Origin of the sequence: Aliiroseovarius marinus, assembly GCF_004360145.1 — a bacterium.
Lineage (GTDB): Bacteria > Pseudomonadota > Alphaproteobacteria > Rhodobacterales > Rhodobacteraceae > Aliiroseovarius > Aliiroseovarius marinus.
Map to the genome: position 1 here is coordinate 94615 of NZ_ML178712.1, position 18238 is coordinate 112852.

Annotated in this window: 19 protein-coding genes; 7 read left to right on the forward strand and 12 right to left on the reverse strand. The window is 60.9% G+C overall.

The window, feature by feature from the left end:
• Positions 1-3: 3 nt before the first annotated feature.
• Together gatA and gatC are read right to left on the reverse strand one after the other, a co-directional pair.
• The gene (gatA, locus tag EOL43_RS00485; RefSeq protein WP_133484836.1) at positions 4-1485 is read right to left on the reverse strand and encodes an Asp-tRNA(Asn)/Glu-tRNA(Gln) amidotransferase subunit GatA; all 1482 of its coding nucleotides are present in this window, start codon (positions 1483-1485) and stop codon (positions 4-6) included.
• Between the two features lie 12 nt (positions 1486-1497).
• Positions 1498-1785, reverse strand: coding sequence for an Asp-tRNA(Asn)/Glu-tRNA(Gln) amidotransferase subunit GatC (gene gatC, locus EOL43_RS00490; protein ID WP_133484837.1), 288 nt, complete (start codon positions 1783-1785; stop codon positions 1498-1500).
• A gap of 164 nt (positions 1786-1949) precedes the next feature.
• Here gatC and EOL43_RS00495 point away from each other — a divergent pair, with 164 nt between their 5' ends.
• Positions 1950-2648, forward strand: coding sequence for a metal-dependent hydrolase (locus EOL43_RS00495; RefSeq protein WP_133484838.1), 699 nt, complete (start codon positions 1950-1952; stop codon positions 2646-2648).
• A 3-nt stretch (positions 2649-2651) separates the two neighbouring features.
• Here EOL43_RS00495 and EOL43_RS00500 read toward each other — a convergent pair whose 3' ends face one another.
• Positions 2652-3104: a nucleoside deaminase gene (locus EOL43_RS00500; protein WP_133484839.1), complete on the reverse strand. Its 453-nt coding sequence runs from the start codon at positions 3102-3104 to the stop codon at positions 2652-2654.
• A 71-nt stretch (positions 3105-3175) separates the two neighbouring features.
• Here EOL43_RS00500 and EOL43_RS00505 point away from each other — a divergent pair, with 71 nt between their 5' ends.
• Entirely contained in the window at positions 3176-4126 is a 951-nt protein-coding gene (locus tag EOL43_RS00505) for a pseudouridine synthase (RefSeq protein WP_133484840.1), read from the forward strand.
• A gap of 10 nt (positions 4127-4136) precedes the next feature.
• Here EOL43_RS00505 and xseA read toward each other — a convergent pair whose 3' ends face one another.
• Positions 4137-5720, reverse strand: coding sequence for an exodeoxyribonuclease VII large subunit (gene xseA, locus EOL43_RS00510; protein ID WP_133484841.1), 1584 nt, complete (start codon positions 5718-5720; stop codon positions 4137-4139).
• 75 nt (positions 5721-5795) lie between these two features.
• On the opposite strand from xseA, the gene purD reads away from it, so the two are divergent.
• Complete coding sequence (gene purD / locus EOL43_RS00515) at positions 5796-7058, forward strand: phosphoribosylamine--glycine ligase (RefSeq protein ID WP_133484842.1); 1263 nt, start codon at positions 5796-5798, stop codon at positions 7056-7058.
• A 106-nt stretch (positions 7059-7164) separates the two neighbouring features.
• Here purD and EOL43_RS00520 read toward each other — a convergent pair whose 3' ends face one another.
• From EOL43_RS00520 to EOL43_RS00545, 6 genes are all read right to left on the reverse strand, one after another.
• Positions 7165-7881 (reverse strand): FG-GAP repeat domain-containing protein, encoded by a 717-nt coding sequence (locus EOL43_RS00520; RefSeq protein ID WP_133484843.1) that lies wholly within the window; start codon positions 7879-7881, stop codon positions 7165-7167.
• Positions 7881-8204 carry a 2Fe-2S iron-sulfur cluster-binding protein gene (locus EOL43_RS00525; protein WP_133484844.1) on the reverse strand — a complete coding sequence of 108 codons (324 nt, stop codon included), beginning with the start codon at positions 8202-8204 and terminating at the stop codon, positions 7881-7883. The genes EOL43_RS00520 and EOL43_RS00525 overlap by 1 nt, the downstream gene beginning before the upstream one ends.
• A gap of 229 nt (positions 8205-8433) precedes the next feature.
• Positions 8434-8781 (reverse strand): hypothetical protein, encoded by a 348-nt coding sequence (locus EOL43_RS00530; protein ID WP_133484845.1) that lies wholly within the window; start codon positions 8779-8781, stop codon positions 8434-8436.
• A gap of 109 nt (positions 8782-8890) precedes the next feature.
• Positions 8891-9760 (reverse strand): 50S ribosomal protein L11 methyltransferase, encoded by an 870-nt coding sequence (locus EOL43_RS00535; RefSeq protein ID WP_133484846.1) that lies wholly within the window; start codon positions 9758-9760, stop codon positions 8891-8893.
• Between the two features lie 52 nt (positions 9761-9812).
• The gene (locus tag EOL43_RS00540; RefSeq protein WP_133484847.1) at positions 9813-10358 is read right to left on the reverse strand and encodes a YcxB family protein; all 546 of its coding nucleotides are present in this window, start codon (positions 10356-10358) and stop codon (positions 9813-9815) included.
• A 132-nt stretch (positions 10359-10490) separates the two neighbouring features.
• Entirely contained in the window at positions 10491-11726 is a 1236-nt protein-coding gene (locus EOL43_RS00545; protein WP_133484848.1) for an MFS transporter, read from the reverse strand.
• Between the two features lie 133 nt (positions 11727-11859).
• Between EOL43_RS00545 and EOL43_RS00550 the strand changes: the two genes are divergently transcribed.
• The gene (locus EOL43_RS00550; RefSeq protein WP_133484849.1) at positions 11860-12921 is read left to right on the forward strand and encodes a YeeE/YedE family protein; all 1062 of its coding nucleotides are present in this window, start codon (positions 11860-11862) and stop codon (positions 12919-12921) included.
• A gap of 21 nt (positions 12922-12942) precedes the next feature.
• On the opposite strand, the gene EOL43_RS00555 is transcribed toward EOL43_RS00550, so the two are convergent.
• A complete protein-coding gene (locus EOL43_RS00555) occupies positions 12943-14088 on the reverse strand; it encodes an MFS transporter (RefSeq protein WP_133484850.1) in 1146 nt (381 codons plus the stop codon).
• 201 nt (positions 14089-14289) lie between these two features.
• Here EOL43_RS00555 and EOL43_RS15305 point away from each other — a divergent pair, with 201 nt between their 5' ends.
• Both EOL43_RS15305 and EOL43_RS00560 read left to right on the forward strand, forming a co-directional pair.
• A complete protein-coding gene (locus EOL43_RS15305) occupies positions 14290-14445 on the forward strand; it encodes a hypothetical protein (RefSeq protein ID WP_166636175.1) in 156 nt (51 codons plus the stop codon).
• A 304-nt stretch (positions 14446-14749) separates the two neighbouring features.
• Positions 14750-15205 (forward strand): hypothetical protein, encoded by a 456-nt coding sequence (locus EOL43_RS00560; protein WP_133484851.1) that lies wholly within the window; start codon positions 14750-14752, stop codon positions 15203-15205.
• 4 nt (positions 15206-15209) lie between these two features.
• On the opposite strand, the gene EOL43_RS00565 is transcribed toward EOL43_RS00560, so the two are convergent.
• Complete coding sequence (locus tag EOL43_RS00565; RefSeq protein WP_133484852.1) at positions 15210-17405, reverse strand: primosomal protein N'; 2196 nt, start codon at positions 17403-17405, stop codon at positions 15210-15212.
• A gap of 101 nt (positions 17406-17506) precedes the next feature.
• Between EOL43_RS00565 and fsa the strand changes: the two genes are divergently transcribed.
• Entirely contained in the window at positions 17507-18160 is a 654-nt protein-coding gene (gene fsa, locus EOL43_RS00570) for a fructose-6-phosphate aldolase (RefSeq protein WP_133484853.1), read from the forward strand.
• Positions 18161-18238 lie beyond the last annotated feature (78 nt).

Consider the following 18238-nt stretch of genomic DNA (forward strand, 5'->3'; position numbering starts at 1 on the left):
GTTTTACCACCATTTCGAAGGCTTAGCCACAAAACCTGCGCGGGCTTCAACTTCGTGGGCGATATTCAGCAGGTCGCCTTCTTCCCACGGGCGGCCAATCAGTTGCAGACCCAGTGGCAGGCCCTGCGCATCCAGACCGGCAGGGATCGAAATGCCCGGCAGACCGGCAAGGTTCACGGTCACGGTGAAGACGTCGTTCAGGTACATCTTCACGGGATCGGCGTCCTTCATTTCGCCCAGTCCAAATGCAGCCGACGGGGTGGCCGGGGTCAGGATTGCGTCGACACCGGCAGCAAAGACATCGTCGAAGTCTTTCTTGATCAGCGCGCGCACACGACGGGCGCGGTTATAGTAAGCGTCGTAGAAACCAGCCGACAGCACATAGGTACCCACCATCACGCGGCGCTGCACCTCGGCCCCGAAGCCTTCGGCGCGGGTTTTGGCGTACATCTCGTCAATGCCGTCGCCAGCTTCCAGCTTGGCGCGGTGGCCATATTTCACGCCGTCATACCGGGCAAGGTTCGACGAGGCCTCGGCGGGGGCAATCACATAATATGCTGGCAGTGCGTATTTGGTGTGCGGCAGCGAGATGTCCACGATCTCGGCCCCTGCGTCGCGCAGCATGTCGGCGCCATCGGCCCAGAGCTTTTCAATCTCAGCGGGGATACCCTCCATGTGGTATTCCTTCGGGATCCCGATTTTCTTGCCTTTGATGTCGCCGGTCAGCATGGCTTCGAAATTCGGCACCGGGATGTCCGCGCTGGTCGAATCCTTCATGTCATGGCCGCACATAGCTTCCAGCATAATCGCCGCATCGCGCACAGATTTGGTCATCGGGCCGGCTTGATCCAGCGAGGATGCGAAAGCCACAATGCCCCAGCGCGAGCAACGCCCGTAGGTGGGCTTGATGCCGGTGATGCCGGTGAAGGCGGCAGGTTGGCGGATCGAACCGCCAGTGTCGGTGCCGGTTGCGGCCAGACACAGGTCAGCGGCGACAGCCGAGGCCGAGCCACCCGACGAGCCACCCGGCGTCAGGTCGCGGTCGTCCACTTTCCACGGGTTCACCGCGTTGCCGTAGACCGAGGTCTCGTTCGACGAGCCCATGGCGAACTCGTCCATGTTCAGCTTGCCCAGCATCACGGTGCCTGCATCCAGCAGATTCTGGCTGACGGTCGATTCGTATTCTGGTTTGAAACCGTCGAGAATTTTCGATGCTGCCTGCGAGGGCACACCCTTGGTGCAGAACAGATCTTTGATGCCCAGCGGGATGCCGCACATGTCGGGCGCATCGCCCGCCTGAATGCGCGCGTCGGCGGCTTTCGCCTGCTCGCGGGCCAGTTCCGGGGTGTTGTGCACGAAAGCCCCCAGCGCACCGGCGCCTTCGATTTCGGTCAGGCAGGCTTCGGTAATCTCGGCCGATGTCACATCACCCTTACGCAGCGCGTCACGGGCATCGGCAATCGTCAGTTTGTTCAGCTCGGTCATATCCCTGCCCCCTTATTCGACAACTTTCGGAACGGCGAAGAAGCCTTCGCGCGCATCCGGTGCGTTGGACAGGATTTTTTCCGGCATGCCGCCATCCGTCACCACATCTTCACGACGCTTCAGGCGCATCGGCGTGACCGAGGTCATCGGCTCGACGCCGTCCACATCCACTTCGTTCAGCTGTTCGATGAACCCAAGGATCGCATTGAAATTCTCGGCCAGCTCCGGCAGGCGGTCGTCTTCGACCTTGATGCGGGCCAGATGCGCAACCTTGCGCGCGGTTTCGATATCAATCGACATGAAGGTGTCTCCGGATGTGTGTGCGCGTGGGCGCGTTGCCTCGTCATTTATCGCGCGGAACCGCGACCCGCAAGGCGTCTGAACGTTGTGCGACGCTGTCCCATGGGTGACTTGGGCGAAATCACTGCTACTCTGGTCCTGAATGACCAAATAGGAGGCTTCCCATGCAAATCACCTGGCTTGGCCATGCCGGCTTTCGAATCGAGATCGAGGACGCCGTGCTGCTGATCGACCCGTGGCTGGACGGAAACCCGATGTTCCCTGAAGACCGGCGCGCGGACGCACTAGAAGGCGCAACGCATATCCTGATCACTCATGGGCACGGGGATCACGCGTCCTCGACCCTTGAGATCGCGAAAGAACTGGGCATTCCGATTGCCGCCATACACGAGCTTGCTTCGTTCTGGGGCGGGGAAGATGGCGTTGAAACGCTGGGTTTCGGCAAGGGTGGCACCGTCGATCTGAATGGGGCGAAAGTCACGATGGTGAACGCCTCGCATTCCGCCAGCTTCGACTATCTGGGCGGGGATCGACCGCTCTGCGCCGGGGCCGAGGTCGGCTTCATGATCGCGGGCGAAGGCCACGTGATCTATCTGTCCGGCGACACCGATATCATGGCGGATATGGAGTGGATGGGCGACCTGCACAAACCCGATATCGGCATTCTGTGCGCCGGGGGCCATTACACAATGGACATGGCACGGGCGGCCTATGCGGCGAAGCGGTATTTCGACTTCAAGACCGTGATCCCCTGCCACTACAAGACGTTCCCGATCTTGGCCCAATCCGCGCAGGAATTGATCGACGCCTTGCCCGAGGTAAACGTGATCGAACCGGAAGTGCTGTCGCCAATCGCGATCTAGAACTCATCGCCGGGCAGCAAAGAACTCTTTCAGGATCGCCTCGGCCTCGTCCGCGCCAATGCCGTCATAGACCTCAGGGACATGGTGGCATTGGGGATGCGTGAAGATGCGCGGGCCGTGGGCCACACCGCCCGATTTGGGATCAGCAGCGCCGTAATAAATGCGCCGAATCCGCGCAGCCGAAAGAGCGGTCGCGCACATTGGGCACGGTTCCAACGTCACATAGAGGTCATAGCCGGGCAGCCGTTCGGACCCCGCTTGCGCACAGCCCTCGCGGATCACAAGGATCTCGGCATGCGCGGTGGGGTCGTTTAACTCGCGGGTCCGATTTCCGGCCTGTGCCACCACGCTACCATCCGGCGCGACCAGCACGGCGCCCACCGGCACCTCGCCGCGATCTGCGGCGGCGCGGGCCTCGGCCATGGCGGCGTCCATATGGCTTTTGAAACGGGTCATGCCCCTTCATGCCTGCACTGCCCGCGATTGCCAAGGCTTCCCCTTTCGCGCAGCGCAGGCTATGCGGGGGTATGACGGATAAACCCACCCCCGCCAAAACACCGGCTGGCGACCGGATCGCCAAAGTTCTCTCGCGTGCAGGCATTGCCAGCCGCCGCGAGGCCGAACGCATGATCGAAGCCGGGCGCGTCAGCGTCAACGGCACGGTAATCGACAGCCCCGCCCTGAACGTGACCCCCAAGGACAAGATCCTTGTGGATGACAAACCCGTGGCCGAGCCAGAGCCGCCGCGCATCTGGCTGTATCACAAGCCCACTGGGCTGGTGACCACGGCTAAGGACGAAAAAGGCCGCGAGACGGTCTTCGACAAGCTGCCCGAGGACATGCCGCGCGTGATGAGCGTCGGGCGTTTGGATTTGAACTCGGAGGGGTTGCTGCTGCTGACCAATGACGGCGGCGTAAAGCGCAAGCTGGAACTGCCCTCGACCGGGTGGACCCGCAAATACCGCGTGCGCGTGAAGGGCAAGCCGACGGATGACATGCTGTCGCCTGTGCGCAAGGGAATCACCGTCGACGGTGAGCGGTTCCAGCCCATGTCGATCTCACTTGATCGGCAGCAGGGCGCGAATGCGTGGCTGACCATCAGCCTGCGCGAAGGCAAAAACCGCGAAATCCGCCGCGCGATGGAGGCGATTGGCCTGTCGGTGAACCGCCTGCTGCGCGTCAGCTATGGCCCGTTTCAACTGGGCGAGTTGAAAGCGGGCGAGGTCGAAGAGATCCGCCAGCGCGTGGTGCGTGAACAGCTGGGTATGGAAGCCCCTGCAAAGGCACCTGCCCGAAAGCGCTCCGGCCCGGTCAAAAGCAATCGCGGCACGATGGCCAAACCATCGCCGAAACGTGGGGAAAAATCCGGCGGGAAACCCGGGCAACGTCCGACAGGCAAAAGCTTTGGTGGCAGCGGGTCACGCAACCGAAACGCGGGTGGAAAACCACAAGGCCGACCGGGATCACGCAAGAAATAAGACTGAGAGCTTAGAAAAGTGACCCTTGATCCGGGGTGTCTTTCTTAGGCTTCGCTTTTCGGGCAGGTTTGGGTGTCGGAGACTTAGTGACAGAGGCCGACGCTGACCCATCCAGCGTCAAACGCCCATCTGCAAACTCGATCTCAAGCGCAGCGGCTTTGCTGGCAGCTTCCTGCGTCGTCACCACATCACCATCGCCCCGCACCACCGCATACCCGCGTTTCAGCGTCTCGGTATAGCCAAGCGTCTGGCGCATCCGTTCCAGTGCGGCCAGCCGATCTTTCTGACGCGAGACTGCAGATAGATAGGCATTGTCCAGCCGGGCTGCCGTATCTTGCAGGGCTTGCGCACGCTGCTGATTAGCTAGCATGATCCGCCCGGTATCCAGACGCGCCGCCAAGCGGTCAAACTCCCGACGGCGATCTGCTGTGCCCCGCGACAGGCCCGGACCAAGGCGCGCGGTCGCCATCGTCAACCGATCCCGCAGCGGCACCAAACGCGCGGTCAAGGCGCGTGGGCGCAGGCCTGCAGAAGCCTCGCTTAGCTTCACGCGTCGCGCTTGCGTCATTTGCGTTAGAGCCACGGGCAGTTTCAGAGACGCCGTATCCAACCGTTGACGCGGTCCATCCAGTAGCGCATCGGCGCGCGGCAACGCACGCGAAAGGTCGCGTAGACGTTGGGTGCGTTGGGTGACGCCTTGCTCCAACGCGCGGGTCAGGCGGGTGCCTTGCTCCTCGGTCCACGCCATCAGTTCCAACCGTACCGGCACGGCGTGCTCTGCTGCGGCCGTGGGTGTCGGCGCCCGCAGGTCAGACACGAAATCGATCAGGGTGGTATCGGTCTCGTGCCCCACCGCCGAGATCAGCGGAATGTCCGAGGCCGCAGCGGCCCGCGCGACGATTTCCTCGTTAAAGCCCCACAAATCCTCGATCGAGCCGCCGCCACGCGCCACGATCAGCAAATCGGGACGTGGCAGAGCTCCGCCCGGCGTCAGACGATTGAAACCCTCGATGGCCGCAGCCACTTGCGGGGCACAGGCATCCCCCTGCACGGCGACGGGCCAGATCAGTACCTTCCGGGGAAAGCGATCACGCAGACGGTGCAGAATATCGCGGATCACCGCGCCGGAGGGCGAGGTCACGACCCCGATTACCTCGGGCAGGAAAGGGATCTTTTTCTTCCGCTCAGGCGCGAACAGCCCCTCGGCCGCCAGCTGTTTCTTGCGCTTTTCCAACATCGCCATCAGCGCGCCTTCGCCAGCGACCACGACGTCATCCACGTTGATCTGGTATTTCGACTGGCTGCCAAAAGTGGTGATCTTGCCCGAGACGATGACCTCCATCCCCTCTTCCGGCATGATCGACAGACGGCTGACCTGCCCTTTCCAACTGACCGCCGCGATCACGGACCGGTCGTCTTTCACGTCGAAATACAAGTGACCCGAGCGCGCCAACATCACGCGCCCGACTTCTCCGCGTACGCGCACGCGGCCAAAAGCGCCCTCGATGGTTTTCTTAACCGCGCCGGAAATTTCCGAAACGGTGAATTCAGGGGTGTTTTGGCCGGGGGTTGGGTCGTCAATCAGGTCGGACATGTGGTCTCGGTTCTTGTGCATTGCGTGTTGCGACCTTAGAACGCCCGTAACGGAAGGCCAAGCGGGAGAGCATCCATGAACATCCTTATTCTGGGCAGCGGCGGGCGTGAACATGCGCTGGCATGGGCAGTGATGCAGAACCCGAAATGCGATCGTCTGATCGTGGCACCGGGCAACGCCGGTATGGCGCAGATCGCAGAGTGCGCAAAACTGGATATCGAGGACGGCGGCGCGGTGGCGACGTTTGCCCAAGACAACACCATCGACTTCGTGATTGTCGGCCCTGAAGCGCCGTTGGCGGCAGGTGTTGCTGATCGTCTGCGCGAGGCGGGAATCAAGGTGTTTGGCCCCTCGGCCGAGGCGGCGAAGCTGGAAGCCTCGAAAAGCTTTACCAAGGAAATCTGCGACGCCGCGAACGCACCGACCGCAGCTTACGGTCACTTCACCGATGCCGAGGCCGCCAAGGCCTATATCCGCGAACAAGGCGCGCCGATCGTGGTTAAGGCAGACGGTCTGGCCGCCGGTAAGGGCGTGATCGTTGCGATGGACGTTGAGACCGCGTTGGACGCGATTGACGACATGTTCGGCGGCGCCTTTGGGGGCGCCGGTGCCGAAGTTGTCATCGAAGAGTTCATGGAAGGCGAGGAAGCGTCCTATTTCATCCTCTGCGACGGCAAGACCGCCCTGCCCATCGGAACCGCGCAGGACCACAAACGTGTGGGCGATGGCGACACGGGTTTGAACACGGGTGGCATGGGCGCCTATTCGCCCGCCCCGGTTCTGACCGACGAGATCGCCGCGCGCGCCATGCGCGAGATTGTGCAGCCCACCGTGGACGAGATGGCCAAGCGCGGCACGCCCTATCAGGGGGTGCTTTATGCGGGCTTCATGATCAAGGACGGTCAGGCACGGCTGGTGGAATACAATGTGCGGTTTGGCGATCCGGAATGTCAGGTTCTGATGATGCGTCTGGGCGCGCAGGCGCTGGATCTGATGCTGGCCTGCGCCGAGGAACGTCTGCACGAGGCGCAGGTGAATTGGGCGGATGACCATGCGATCACTGTGGTGATGGCGGCGAATGGCTATCCGGGGTCGTATCAGAAGGGTTCGGTCATCAACGGATTGGACGCGCTGCCGGAAGATTCGAAGAACATGGTGTTCCACGCAGGAACGACTGAAGTGGACGGCAAGATCACCGCATCCGGCGGGCGGGTTCTGAACGTCACCGCGCGTGGCGAGAGCCTGCAGGAAGCCCGTGACAGGGCCTATGCGATGATCGAGGGGATTGATTGGCCTGAGGGCTTCAACCGCTCGGATATTGGCTGGCGCGCGCTATAAGTTTCGTCATCGGGAGCTCACTGCGTGAGCCTGTCGGGGGCTTTGCCCCCATGCGCCCCCTAGTGGGGACGCATTCCCCCAGGATATTTCAGGCAAGAAAATGAGGTCAGTTGCAGTTCAGGGCTGCGGTCAGGCTGCTGGGACCGGTGTATTTGCCGATCGGGGCGATCTGAAACTCGCCATCGATCAGGCGTGCTTCCATGACGCGGGACCAATTGGCGCTCGCTGTGACGACCACGGGCGCTTCGTCTTTGCAGATACGCACGCCGCCTTCGATGTCGGGACTGCCATATTTGTGGTTGGTCACTCCGCCGACCGAAGCGATTTCTTTGAACGTCAGAGACGATTGTGACGCATCCACTGTCACCAACCGCAAACGGCGGGCAAGGTGCGGGCGGTCGACATAGGCGATCTCGTCCAGCCCGTCGCCGTTGAAATCGGCAATCCCGGCCACGGCCAGCCAGCGGTGGCGGGTGCCAATAGGGGCGTTGTTGCCCAGAGCAGTCAGCGTGCCGTCCTGCAGCCCAAAGATGCGGATCATTGCGCCAGTCGTGTCACCGCTGAAGACAGCGACGACCTCGGGCGTGCCGTCCCCGTCGAAATCATGCAGGCGGGGGGCGGTGTCTTCGAAGACACCCCCGGTCACGCGCGCCAGAAGGCGGCTACCGTCGCGCAGCGTGACCTCAAGCGCGCCGTATTCTCCGCCGGGGACAGCGCCATGCCCATAGCGATCCGTCGGTTCGACGTAGCGCGCTGCGGAAATGTCGGCCGCCGCGGGGGCGGCCAGACACAGGGATAGAAGTGCGGCTGTGAGGCCGCGCATCAGATCTGTTTTTCGGGCATGTGTACGACCAGACCGTCCAGGTCTTCGGTCACTTTGATCTGGCAGGTCAGGCGCGAGCGGGCTGCGTCGGGTTCGAACGCGAAGTCCAGCATGTCCTCTTCCATTGCGTCCTTCGCGGGGATCTTTTCGATCCAAGCGTTGTCCACATAGACATGGCAGGTCGAGCACGCACAGGCACCACCGCAATCGGCTTCGATGCCGGGGATGTTGTTGTCGCGCGCGCCTTCCATCACGGTCAGGCCGGGGGCAACGTCCACGACATGCTCGGTTCCGTTGTGCTCGATATAGGTGATCTTCGCCATATGGCCTCTCCGTTCTCTGGCGTGTCACGTGCGGTTTGAGGGGCGCACGGGCTACGGTCATTTCGTTCGACAGACCAGATAGCAACGATAAGGCGCTATTTCGAGCCTAAAAGCGGCGAAAAATGTCGCATGGACTTCACAAACGCGAATTGATGCGAACATCAGGAAAACCCACCCAGAGCGAACCGGATGGGTTTTCTGTCAAAATAGACGGAACAACGGGTGCTGTTCAGAACAGACTCACGATGAATTCGGCCACGGCAAGCGTGAGCGGATCAATCTGCATCAGCCACGCGCCAGCTTGTTCGATCACACCGCCTTCAGCGAGGCTTTCAAGCCGTGTGGAATAGCTGGACAGCCCAACCTGGCTGACGATGATCCCTTTGAACAAGACAAATCCAATCAGGACGAGCAGGATTGCTCGCAGCGGAAAACCGCGACTTCTGAAGCTTGCTTGTTCTGGAACCAAAAGCCCGTCACGTTCCACCAAGTGGACATAGCCCCGAGCCAATTTGTTATGACGGCGATCAATCTGCCGTACGCGTTTTTCAAAATCTCTTATTTGTGCATCGGCCATGGTTAACTTCCCCAAGCTGAAGAGCCAGATTAATTTTAGGCAACGATGTCAGAATAAAGCAAATTTGTGGCAATTACTAGGAAACCCTTTGTTTCCTGCCACAATTTCATCATTTTTTACGCAAAATCAATGTGGTCCAATCCCCGATCTCTTCACGTTGGGTCAACTTGAACCCGTTTTGGGTGTAGCTCTCCAACACATCTTCAGCTTGAGGGTTAAGAATCCCCGATAGAATCGCATAGCCATCTTTGCCGATATTCCGGCCCATTTCCGGGGCCAACCCAATCAACGGACCCTTCAAAATGTTGGCAAAAACAAGGTCGAACGGCGCCTTCGCGGCAATCTCCTCGGCACCAAACCCGGCGGCTTCAACACACAGCACACGATTTTCAAGCGCATTGGCGGCGACGTTAGCGCGGGCGACGTCCACCGCGACCTCGTCGATGTCGCTGGCAATCACGGGGTTGGGCCAGATCTTGGCGGCGGCCATGGCCAGAACAGCCGTACCACAGCCGATATCTGCCACATTTTCGCCCACAAAGCCGTCCTGAGCCAGATGGTCCAGCGCCCGCAGGCAGCCCAGCGTGGTGCCATGGTGCCCGGTGCCAAAAGCCATGGCTGCATCGATCAGCAGCCCGATCTTGTCCTCGGGAAGAGAGGCCGCATCATGGCTGCCATAGACGAAGAAACGGCCTGCTTCGACCGGAGCGAGCTCGCGCTTCACATGGGCGACCCAGTCGACCTCGGGCAATTCCGATACGCTAAAATCCTTGGCGCCATGCATCGAGGCCAGCAGCGCAAGCCCAGCCGCATCGGGTTCTTCGACGAAATAACCACCCACTTCCCAGATGCCGCTGTCATCTTCGACCTCGAACACGCCGACGCCCGTGGGTTCCGGCACAAGGTTTTCCATCGCAGCCCCAAGGGCTTCGGCATCATCTTGTCCGTTTACGGTGGTCAAAGCGGTCCAGGTGGGCATGGTGTGTCCTTTCCAACAAGCCCCTGTGCCCTAGCGCCCTGCTGTGGGCGGGTCAAGCGTCTGGCAGGGGCGCGTCGGTGTCTGTGGCGCTACGCCATGCTGCGATCTGGGCCGCGACCTCTTTCATGTGGGCATCACTGCTGAAGGCGGATTTCTCGATCGGGCAATAGTCGTAGGCGTCGATCAGCAACAGCAACCCGTGTTCGGTCACAAGCACGCCCTCCATATGACTCCACGAAATCAACACCTCATATCCAGGATGTGTGATCCGCATCCCCAGCGGAGACAGCACGATCCGCGCCACCCCTTCGCGCATCCGCGACCGACTGAGTGTCTTGATATGGGAGTTCCGGCTTTGCCGGATAACCAGCAGCCCTGCCCCCATCAGCAGCATGAAGGACAGAAAGGTCCACATGCTGGCATCACTGGCAAACGCAACGATGGCCGAAACACATACGAAGGCGGAGATCAGGATGGTTGCTCTGACCTGCCTGCCCCACCCCTCTGCGCGCCGTCGCCGTTCAGCGGAAAGAGCACGCAGGGCATAGTCGATGTCGATCGCGTCAAAGCGCGAATAGAACTCTAGATTGGTGCTCAAATCGGATCTCTTGAATAAACACAGAATACAGAACAGGCGTCCACCATAAGGCGAACGCGCTCAGTGTGTCAGATTGTAGTTGATCCGGCGAGTAAGGAATTTCCGACCCTGTCAGGTCACGCAGCTTCCCGCTTATCCGAGGGCGCGCGCCCGCATATGGGTCAGGATCGTTTCATTGCCCTTCTCAGGATGGCGCGGAATCAGCAGGGCCAAGCCCAGCGAAACACCCGCCATGGCCGCTGCCAGTCCGAACACGGCACCCGGCGACACCACCCACAGATACCCAAGCAGCGCGGGCAGAAAGACCGCCGCGATGTGGTTGATGGTAAAGGCGACAGCTGCAGTGGGGGCAATATCCTGCGGATCCGCGATCTTCTGGAAATAAGTTTTCAGCGCGAAGGCCAGCGCAAAGAACAGGTGGTCCAGCACATAAAGCGCGGCCGCCAGAACCACACCCCAACCGAAATAGTAGATCCCGCCATAGGCTAGGAACACGCCGATCAGGCCGACATACTCAAACGCCAGCGCGCGGCGTTCGCCCCAAATGGACACGGCTTTGCCCATCAAAGGCGCGAAGAAGATGTTGGCGATATAGTTGATCAGGAACAGCGCCGTGACCTCGTGCACCTCGAAGCCGAAGCGCTCGACCATCATGAAGGCCGCGAACACGACGAAAATCTGACGGCGTGCGCCCGCCATGAACTGCAGCGCATAATAGAGCCAATACCGGCGGCGCAGCACGAATTGCTTCAACTGCGGCTCGGGGCTTTCGAACTGCGGATAGGCGAAATAGGCAAAAATCGCGATGGCCAGCGTGGTGCCGCCCGCGATCATGTAGACAAGGTTATAGCTCAGATCGAAGGTCTTCCAAGTCAGCACCAAAAGGCCATAACTGACCAGCGCCGCCGCCGACCCGATGGACATGATCCAGCCCAACATCTGCGGCGCCTTTTTCTTGTCGATCCACTGCAGCTGAAGCGACTGGTTCACCGTTTCAAAATAGTGAAACCCGATCGAGCTGAGCATGGTGACCGTCAGGATCCCACCAAAGCTGGGAAACCACGCGGTGATCGCCGTGGCTGCGCCCAGCAGCGCCAGCGACACGACTCCCAGCACCTGCTCGCGAAACAGCATCAACAGGGCGATGACGCCAATGGCCAGAAAGCCCGGGATCTCGCGCACGGTGTGCAGCCAGCCGATCTCGACCCCGGTGAAGTCCGCGGCCTCGATCACGAAGTTATTTAGAAGCGCCGACCACGTGAAGAACGCAATCGGCATCCCGGCTGCCATCAGCATCAACAGGAAGATGGGGCGGCGCCAGAAGGGCAGCGCGCGGGCGTCATCAAGGGTCAGGATCTGGTGTCTCATCCGCCTGCCTTACGCCTGAATTCCCAGTTTGGCGAGCGCTAAACGCATTCACGCATGCATATGCGTTTCTGACTCAGATCAAGGTGGCGCGCGGTCACGACGTTAAAACTGCGCCAACTTGAAGGAGCCCCCTATGGACATCGTCCCCCTGATCGACCGTATCGGAGAGAACCCGACCGCCGCCCTGTTCGGCCTGATCACTGGCATCGTCTTTGGCGTGTCGGCCCAGCGCTCGCGCTTTTGCCTGCGCGCCGCCGCGGTCGAATTCGCCCGCCGCATGATGGACGCCTCGGTTGCGGTGTGGCTTCTGACCTTCTCGACTGCTCTGGTCTGGGTGCAGGGCGCAAACCTTCTGGGCCTGATGCGGACCGAGGACGCCCGCATGATGGCCGTCACCGGCAGTTGGTCTGGCGCAATCATCGGCGGGCTGTTGTTCGGGGTCGGCATGGTGCTGGCGCGCGGTTGTTCCGGGCGTTTGCTGGTCTTGGCCGCGACGGGCAACCTGCGCTCTGTCGTCTCGGGCCTGATCTTCGCCGTGGTCGCACAGATGAGCCTACATGGCTGGCTCGCCCCAACCCGCGACACCCTCGCCCGCCTGTGGATGACCGAGGGCGGCGTGAACGTAAATCTTCTGAACCTAGCAGGCCTGCCCGATTGGTCCGGCCTTGCGTTGGGACTGATGACCGCCGTTCTGGCGATTGTGATCGCCCGCAAAGCAGGCCTCGGCCCGCGTCGCCTGATTTTCGGCTCGGGCGTTGGGTTTGCTGTGGCCCTTGGCTGGGTGCTGACCTATCAACTGTCGCTTGCCGCGTTCGAGCCCGTGTCGGTCACCTCGGCCACCTTCTCGGGCCCGTCCGCCAACACGCTGATGTTCTTCCTCGTCTCGGACCCGGTGCTGGAATTCGACGTGGGCCTTGTCCCCGGCGTCGTCATCGGGGCTTTCGTCGCCAGCTGGCTGACCGGCGAGTTCAAGTTCCAAGGGTTCGAGGGCGAAGCCAACATGCGCCGCTCGATGACCGGAGCGGTCCTGATGGGCTTCGGCGCGATGCTGGCCGGCGGCTGCGCGATCGGCGCAGGCGTCACGGGTGGCTCGATCTTCGTCGGCACCGCATGGCTTGCGCTTCTGTGCATGTGGATCGGCGCGATGGTGACAGACGCGCTGGTGGATCAGCGCGCGTCTCTGGTGACTGCCTAGCCCAAACCGAACCCGGCGGCGTTACCTGACAGACAGTCGATGCGCGAGTGCGATACTGAGCATGAGGCACGGCACAAGGAGCAGGAAAGCCACGTCCAAGGACGTCGCCTGCGCCAAAAATCCAATGGCCGGTGGGCCGATCAGAAATCCGCTCAGCGCACCAAACGTCATGACCGATACATTGCGCGCTTCGGCCCGTTTGCTCAGGGCCGCGCTGGCCGTCACACCAAGTGGGAAGATCGTCGAAACGCCCAACCCAACCAAGGCAAAGCCGACGAAAGACGCATATGATCCAAGGTTCGACGCCAACACGATGACCCCCAGAAGTGCGGCCCCCAGACATCCGCGCGCCAAAACCGTCGCCCCAAAACGAGTATTGATCGCGTCGCCCACGAACCGCCCGATGGTCACAAAACCCGAGAAGACCGTGACCGCCAACCCCTCGCGTCCGGGCGTGAACTGCGCGACCTCGCGCATATAAACGGCAGCCCAGTCGATCATCGCCCCCTCGACAAGTGTTGCGCCGAAAACGATCGCAATAATCAAGTAAAGCGCGGTGGGAATTGAGCGGCCCATGGGAGCCTCGGGTTCGTGATGTTCTGGGGCCTCGACAAACGGCAGCAAAGCAGCAACGGCAATCAAGAGCGGCAGCAAAATGACGCCCCCGATCGCAAGCGCTGCGAAAGCCGAAAGCTCGAACGTGGCCAGCTGTACGCCGATCAGACTGCCAACCATGACGCCGAGGCTCCAAAACCCATGCGCGCGGTTCATGATCGCTTTGCGGCGGGCCTTCTCGACCCGCGCCGCATACACGTTCATTCCAACCTCGGCAAAGGCGACCACTGCCCCAAGGGCAACAAGCGATACAAACAGACTGACCGGCCCAACCGCCAATCCTGGGGTCACGCCGACCAGCAGCATTGGCGGAAGGCACCACATAAGCGCGTGACGCGGTCCCATCTCGTCCACCAGCTTTCCCGCGAAGTAGAGTGTTGGCAGCAGCCCTACCGGCATGCCAAGCAACGCCAAGGCCAGCTGAGATTTGCTGAGCCCGAGCACATATTGGACCTCGGCCACACGCGAGAACCAAATGCCAAGCTGAACCGGCTGTAAAAAGAAAACGGCCATACACAGGAAAACGGCCCATCGCGATGTATCTGCTTTCATACTCAGACCTTTTCCTTGCCCGTGGCACAGGCACGCCCACAGGCGATAGCGCTATCATTTTCAGATCATAGCGCGTTATTCAATGCTGATTTCCCCCAACGCACCCGGACCCGCTGCTTGGTATGACGTATGCCGAGCACTTTGTTTAGACTGACGCGCGCAGTTTGGACCTAGTGCCTAAGTTCCCGAGATTCGAGCGCGATGGTGGCTGGCGACTTCGCAATAGGTGATGACATCACTGGCGGCTCCATCTTCGTCGGCACCGCATGGCTTACGCTTCTGTGCATGTGGATCAGCGCGATGGTGACAGACGCGTTGGCAGATCAGCGCTGGGCAGTTGGGTTGGCGGGGGTGTAACGGGCGCCGCCTACATCTTGATTTCCCATGAAAACCTGACCAGAACTTCGCAGAAAGTATTGGTTCAAAGAAGTAGCTCAAGATGGACTTAAGTAAGAAATTTGATCGGTGGTTGACGCTATATGCACTAAGGGGCGGACTGTTCGGCAAATTGATCCTTCGCTGGCAATCAAACAAGTTCTTAAATGAAACCGGCCCGCATTCCTCTTTACGGCTCGACATTTGTATCCCCGACCTATCCCGCCCTCTACCGCCTGAGATGCAGGGAGGTCTAGGTTCCGACCACGAACTAATGCCCCTCCGAATGGAGCTTCCAAGCAAGGCCGAACTCGTCGGTAGTAGAATCAACGGGTTTTCGTCACACCTTGGCAGCTATGGCATGGGGGGCGTCGGCATACTTGGCCTTCAACTGGACGATCAATGGTTGATCATATGCCTCGATGGTGCTGGGAACTGGGTCGAGTACGAAAACCGCATGATCGAAGACTATTTCTATGAAGACTACGACCGAGGAAAACCTTGGGTTACGGACGATGCGGATGAAATATCCGGAAAACTTGCCGGGTCAACGATTGTCGATTTCGACGTCCAGAAGCATTCGATGGCGATCCAACTGGATACCGGATCCTCGATACTGATACACCCGGATGCAAGTCGACGCCCCTTATTTGAGGGCACAAAAAGAGAAAGAGTTTTTCTGGATACCGACGATCTTCGGCACGCCATTACACTGTCGCCTACCGGCGAGCTTTACGCTTGAGCCCTCAATAAAAACTCTGCGGATCAATATCCACCGACACCCGCATGTCCCCCTTGATCTGAAACTGCGCCAGCCAGCGTTTTAGGGCGGCTTGGATGGGGGCGGTTTTCTCGGCTTTGACCAGCAGGCGCACGCGGTGGCGGCCTCGGACGCGGGCGATGGGGGCGGGGGCGGGACCAAAAAGTTGCGCGCCAATTTGGTGAAGCGGTTCGGAACGTCGGGCCATTTCCGCACCCAGATCAAACACCGCTTGGATATCGGGCGAGGACAGGACGATCCCGGCGAGACGCCCATAAGGCGGCACGCCAGCGGCTTGCCGTTCGCTGGCCTCGGCTTTCCAGAACTGTTCTTCCTTGCCCGCCAAGATGGCGCGGATCACCGGGTGTTCGGGCTGGAAGGTTTGCAGCAAAGCGACCCCCGGCGTTTCCGCCCGCCCTGCCCGGCCCGCCACTTGTCGGATCAGTTGGAAGGTGCGCTCGGCGGCGCGCAGGTCGGAGCCTTGCAAACCAAGGTCGGCGTCGATCACGCCCACCAGCGTCAGCTTCGGGAAGTTATGCCCCTTGGCGACCAGTTGCGTACCGATGATGATGTCGGCCCCGCCCTCGGCGATCAGTTCGATCTGTTCTTTCAGCGCCCGCGCGGACCCGAATAGGTCCGAGGATAGCACTGCGATACGGGCGTCGGGGAAGGCGGCGGTGACCTCTTCAGCCAGCCGTTCGACACCGGGGCCGACCGGGGCCAGCTTGCCCTCGACCTCGCATTCCGGGCAGGCGTCTGGCATGGGTTTCGTCTCGCCGCATTGGTGGCAGACGAGACGTTTCTGGAACCGGTGTTCGACCATCCGCGCGTCGCAATGATCGCAGCCGATTTGGTGCCCGCAGGCGCGGCAAATGGTGACGGGCGCATAGCCACGGCGGTTGATGAACAGAAGCGATTGCTCGCCGCGCGCGATGCGCAACCGCACGGCGGCCTTCAGCGTGGGCGAGATCCAGCTTTGCGCGGGCAGGTCTTCCTGCCGCATATCAATCGCGCGCATTTCCGGCATGACGGCGGGGCCATAGCGGCTGGTCAGTTCAATCCGCTTATACTTGCCCGCCTCGCAATTGGCCCATGTTTCCAAGGACGGCGTGGCCGAGGCCAGCACCACCTGCGCGTCACAGATAGACGCCCGCATCACCGCCATATCCCGCGCGGAATACAGCACACCATCTTCCTGCTTGTAGGAACTGTCGTGTTCCTCGTCCACGATGATCAGCCCCAGATCGCGGAACGGCAGATACAGCGCGGATCTGGCGCCGACGACCAACTGCGCCTCGCCCTGCCCGACCATGCGCCAGCAGCGGCGGCGTTCGGTCATGGTCACGCCAGAATGCCATTCTGCGGGACGGGCACCAAAGCGTTCCTCGACCCGTTTCAGGAACTCAGCGGTCAGGGCGATTTCGGGCAAGAGCACCAGCGCCTGACGGCCCTTGCGCAGGCAGGCAGCGACGGCTTCCAGATAAACCTCGGTCTTGCCCGCGCCGGTGACGCCGCGCAGAAGCGTGGTGCCATAGCGGCCAGAGCGTACACCGTCGGTGAGTTGCTTGGCGGCGACAGCCTGATCCTCGGTCAGTTCCTTACCGGGCAGCGCTGGATCAAGCCGCGGATAGGGCATGTCACGCGGCGTGTCTTCCTCCCGGATCGCACCCAGCTTCACAAGGCCCTTCACCACGGATCCACTGACTCCTGCCAGATCGGCTAGTTCCTTCTGCGTGAACCCAACACCCGGCTGGTCCATCAGCACATCCATCACTTTGGCGCGCGCATCAGTCAGGCGGTTGGGGCGGTGGCCTGACGCCTTCAACACCTTGCGCATCGAAGGCGGATCGGAGAGCCCCGGCGCGCGGGTGGCCAGACGCAGCATCTGCGCCATCGGGGTCAGTGTATAGTCGCCCACGCGGGTCAGAAACTCGGCCATTTCGGAACGCATCGGCGCCACGTCGAGCACCCGGATTACCGCCCGCAGTTTCGAGGCGTCAAAGCCCCCCTCGCCCGGACCCCAAACCACACCCAGCACTTTGCGCGGCCCAAGCGGCACCTCGACATAGTCGCCTTGCACGCAGCCCCCTTCGGGCGCGCGATATGTCAGGATTCGGTCCAGCGGCTGGGCGGTCAGAACGCCGACCCTTGCGCCTGCCGGAAACTGCTCGATATCACTCATAAGGCCAGATTCCCCGTCATCAGGCACACCATAGGGGCTTTCTGCCCGCGCGCCCATGGGGTAAGAGAGCGCAAACGCAAACTTCCGCAGGATACGCGCACATGAAATTCTTTGCAGATACCGCCGACATCGACGCCATCAAGGAACTGAACGACCTTGGCATGGTGGACGGTGTGACCACCAACCCCTCGATCATCAAAAAGTCGGGCCGCGACATCATCGAGGTCACGAAAGAGATCTGTGACATCGTGGACGGCCCCGTCTCGGCCGAAGTCACCGCTGTCGACGCCGACACCATGATCGCCGAAGGCCGCAAGCTGGCCAAGATCGCTGACAACATCGCCGTAAAAGTGCCGCTGACATGGGACGGGCTGAAAGCCTGTAAGACCCTGTCGGACGAAGGCACCATGGTCAACGTGACCCTGTGCTTCTCGGCCAACCAAGCGCTGCTGGCGGCGAAAGCTGGCGCGACCTTCATCTCGCCCTTCATCGGGCGTCTGGACGACATCAACCTGGATGGTATGGAGCTGATCGAAGACATCCGCACCATCTATGACAACTACATGTTCGACACGCAGATCCTGGCCGCCTCGATCCGCAATGTGAACCACATGAAAGACGCCGCACTGGTTGGTGCCGACGTTGCCACGGCGCCGCCCTCGGTCATTCAGGCGATGGCGAAACACGTTCTGACCGATAAAGGTCTGGACGCATTCCTGGCCGACATCAAAGCCGCTGACATCAAGATCCTGTAAGCCGGTCTTGCATAAAAGCATGTGACGAGGGGGCCACGGCCCCCTTTTCTATTTCAGGCCCATGCCCGTTTTTTGGAC

What these genes read in the sequence shown, in the direction of transcription:
- EOL43_RS00505 (WP_133484840.1), top strand. Translation starts at nt 3,176, where the DNA reads ATGACGGATAAACCCACCCCCGCCAAAACACCGGCTGGCGACCGGATC.
- EOL43_RS00525 (WP_133484844.1), bottom strand. Translation starts at nt 8,204, where the DNA reads ATGGCGAAGATCACCTATATCGAGCACAACGGAACCGAGCATGTCGTG.
- purD (WP_133484842.1), top strand. Translation starts at nt 5,796, where the DNA reads ATGAACATCCTTATTCTGGGCAGCGGCGGGCGTGAACATGCGCTGGCA.
- EOL43_RS00530 (WP_133484845.1), bottom strand. Translation starts at nt 8,781, where the DNA reads ATGGCCGATGCACAAATAAGAGATTTTGAAAAACGCGTACGGCAGATT.
- EOL43_RS00565 (WP_133484852.1), bottom strand. Translation starts at nt 17,405, where the DNA reads ATGAGTGATATCGAGCAGTTTCCGGCAGGCGCAAGGGTCGGCGTTCTG.
- EOL43_RS00545 (WP_133484848.1), bottom strand. Translation starts at nt 11,726, where the DNA reads ATGAGACACCAGATCCTGACCCTTGATGACGCCCGCGCGCTGCCCTTC.
- EOL43_RS00560 (WP_133484851.1), top strand. Translation starts at nt 14,750, where the DNA reads ATGGAGCTTCCAAGCAAGGCCGAACTCGTCGGTAGTAGAATCAACGGG.
- xseA (WP_133484841.1), bottom strand. Translation starts at nt 5,720, where the DNA reads ATGTCCGACCTGATTGACGACCCAACCCCCGGCCAAAACACCCCTGAA.
- EOL43_RS00520 (WP_133484843.1), bottom strand. Translation starts at nt 7,881, where the DNA reads ATGCGCGGCCTCACAGCCGCACTTCTATCCCTGTGTCTGGCCGCCCCC.
- gatC (WP_133484837.1), bottom strand. Translation starts at nt 1,785, where the DNA reads ATGTCGATTGATATCGAAACCGCGCGCAAGGTTGCGCATCTGGCCCGC.
- EOL43_RS00555 (WP_133484850.1), bottom strand. Translation starts at nt 14,088, where the DNA reads ATGAAAGCAGATACATCGCGATGGGCCGTTTTCCTGTGTATGGCCGTT.
- EOL43_RS00500 (WP_133484839.1), bottom strand. Translation starts at nt 3,104, where the DNA reads ATGACCCGTTTCAAAAGCCATATGGACGCCGCCATGGCCGAGGCCCGC.
- fsa (WP_133484853.1), top strand. Translation starts at nt 17,507, where the DNA reads ATGAAATTCTTTGCAGATACCGCCGACATCGACGCCATCAAGGAACTG.
- EOL43_RS00495 (WP_133484838.1), top strand. Translation starts at nt 1,950, where the DNA reads ATGCAAATCACCTGGCTTGGCCATGCCGGCTTTCGAATCGAGATCGAG.
- EOL43_RS15305 (WP_166636175.1), top strand. Translation starts at nt 14,290, where the DNA reads ATGGTGGCTGGCGACTTCGCAATAGGTGATGACATCACTGGCGGCTCC.
- EOL43_RS00535 (WP_133484846.1), bottom strand. Translation starts at nt 9,760, where the DNA reads ATGCCCACCTGGACCGCTTTGACCACCGTAAACGGACAAGATGATGCC.
- gatA (WP_133484836.1), bottom strand. Translation starts at nt 1,485, where the DNA reads ATGACCGAGCTGAACAAACTGACGATTGCCGATGCCCGTGACGCGCTG.
- EOL43_RS00550 (WP_133484849.1), top strand. Translation starts at nt 11,860, where the DNA reads ATGGACATCGTCCCCCTGATCGACCGTATCGGAGAGAACCCGACCGCC.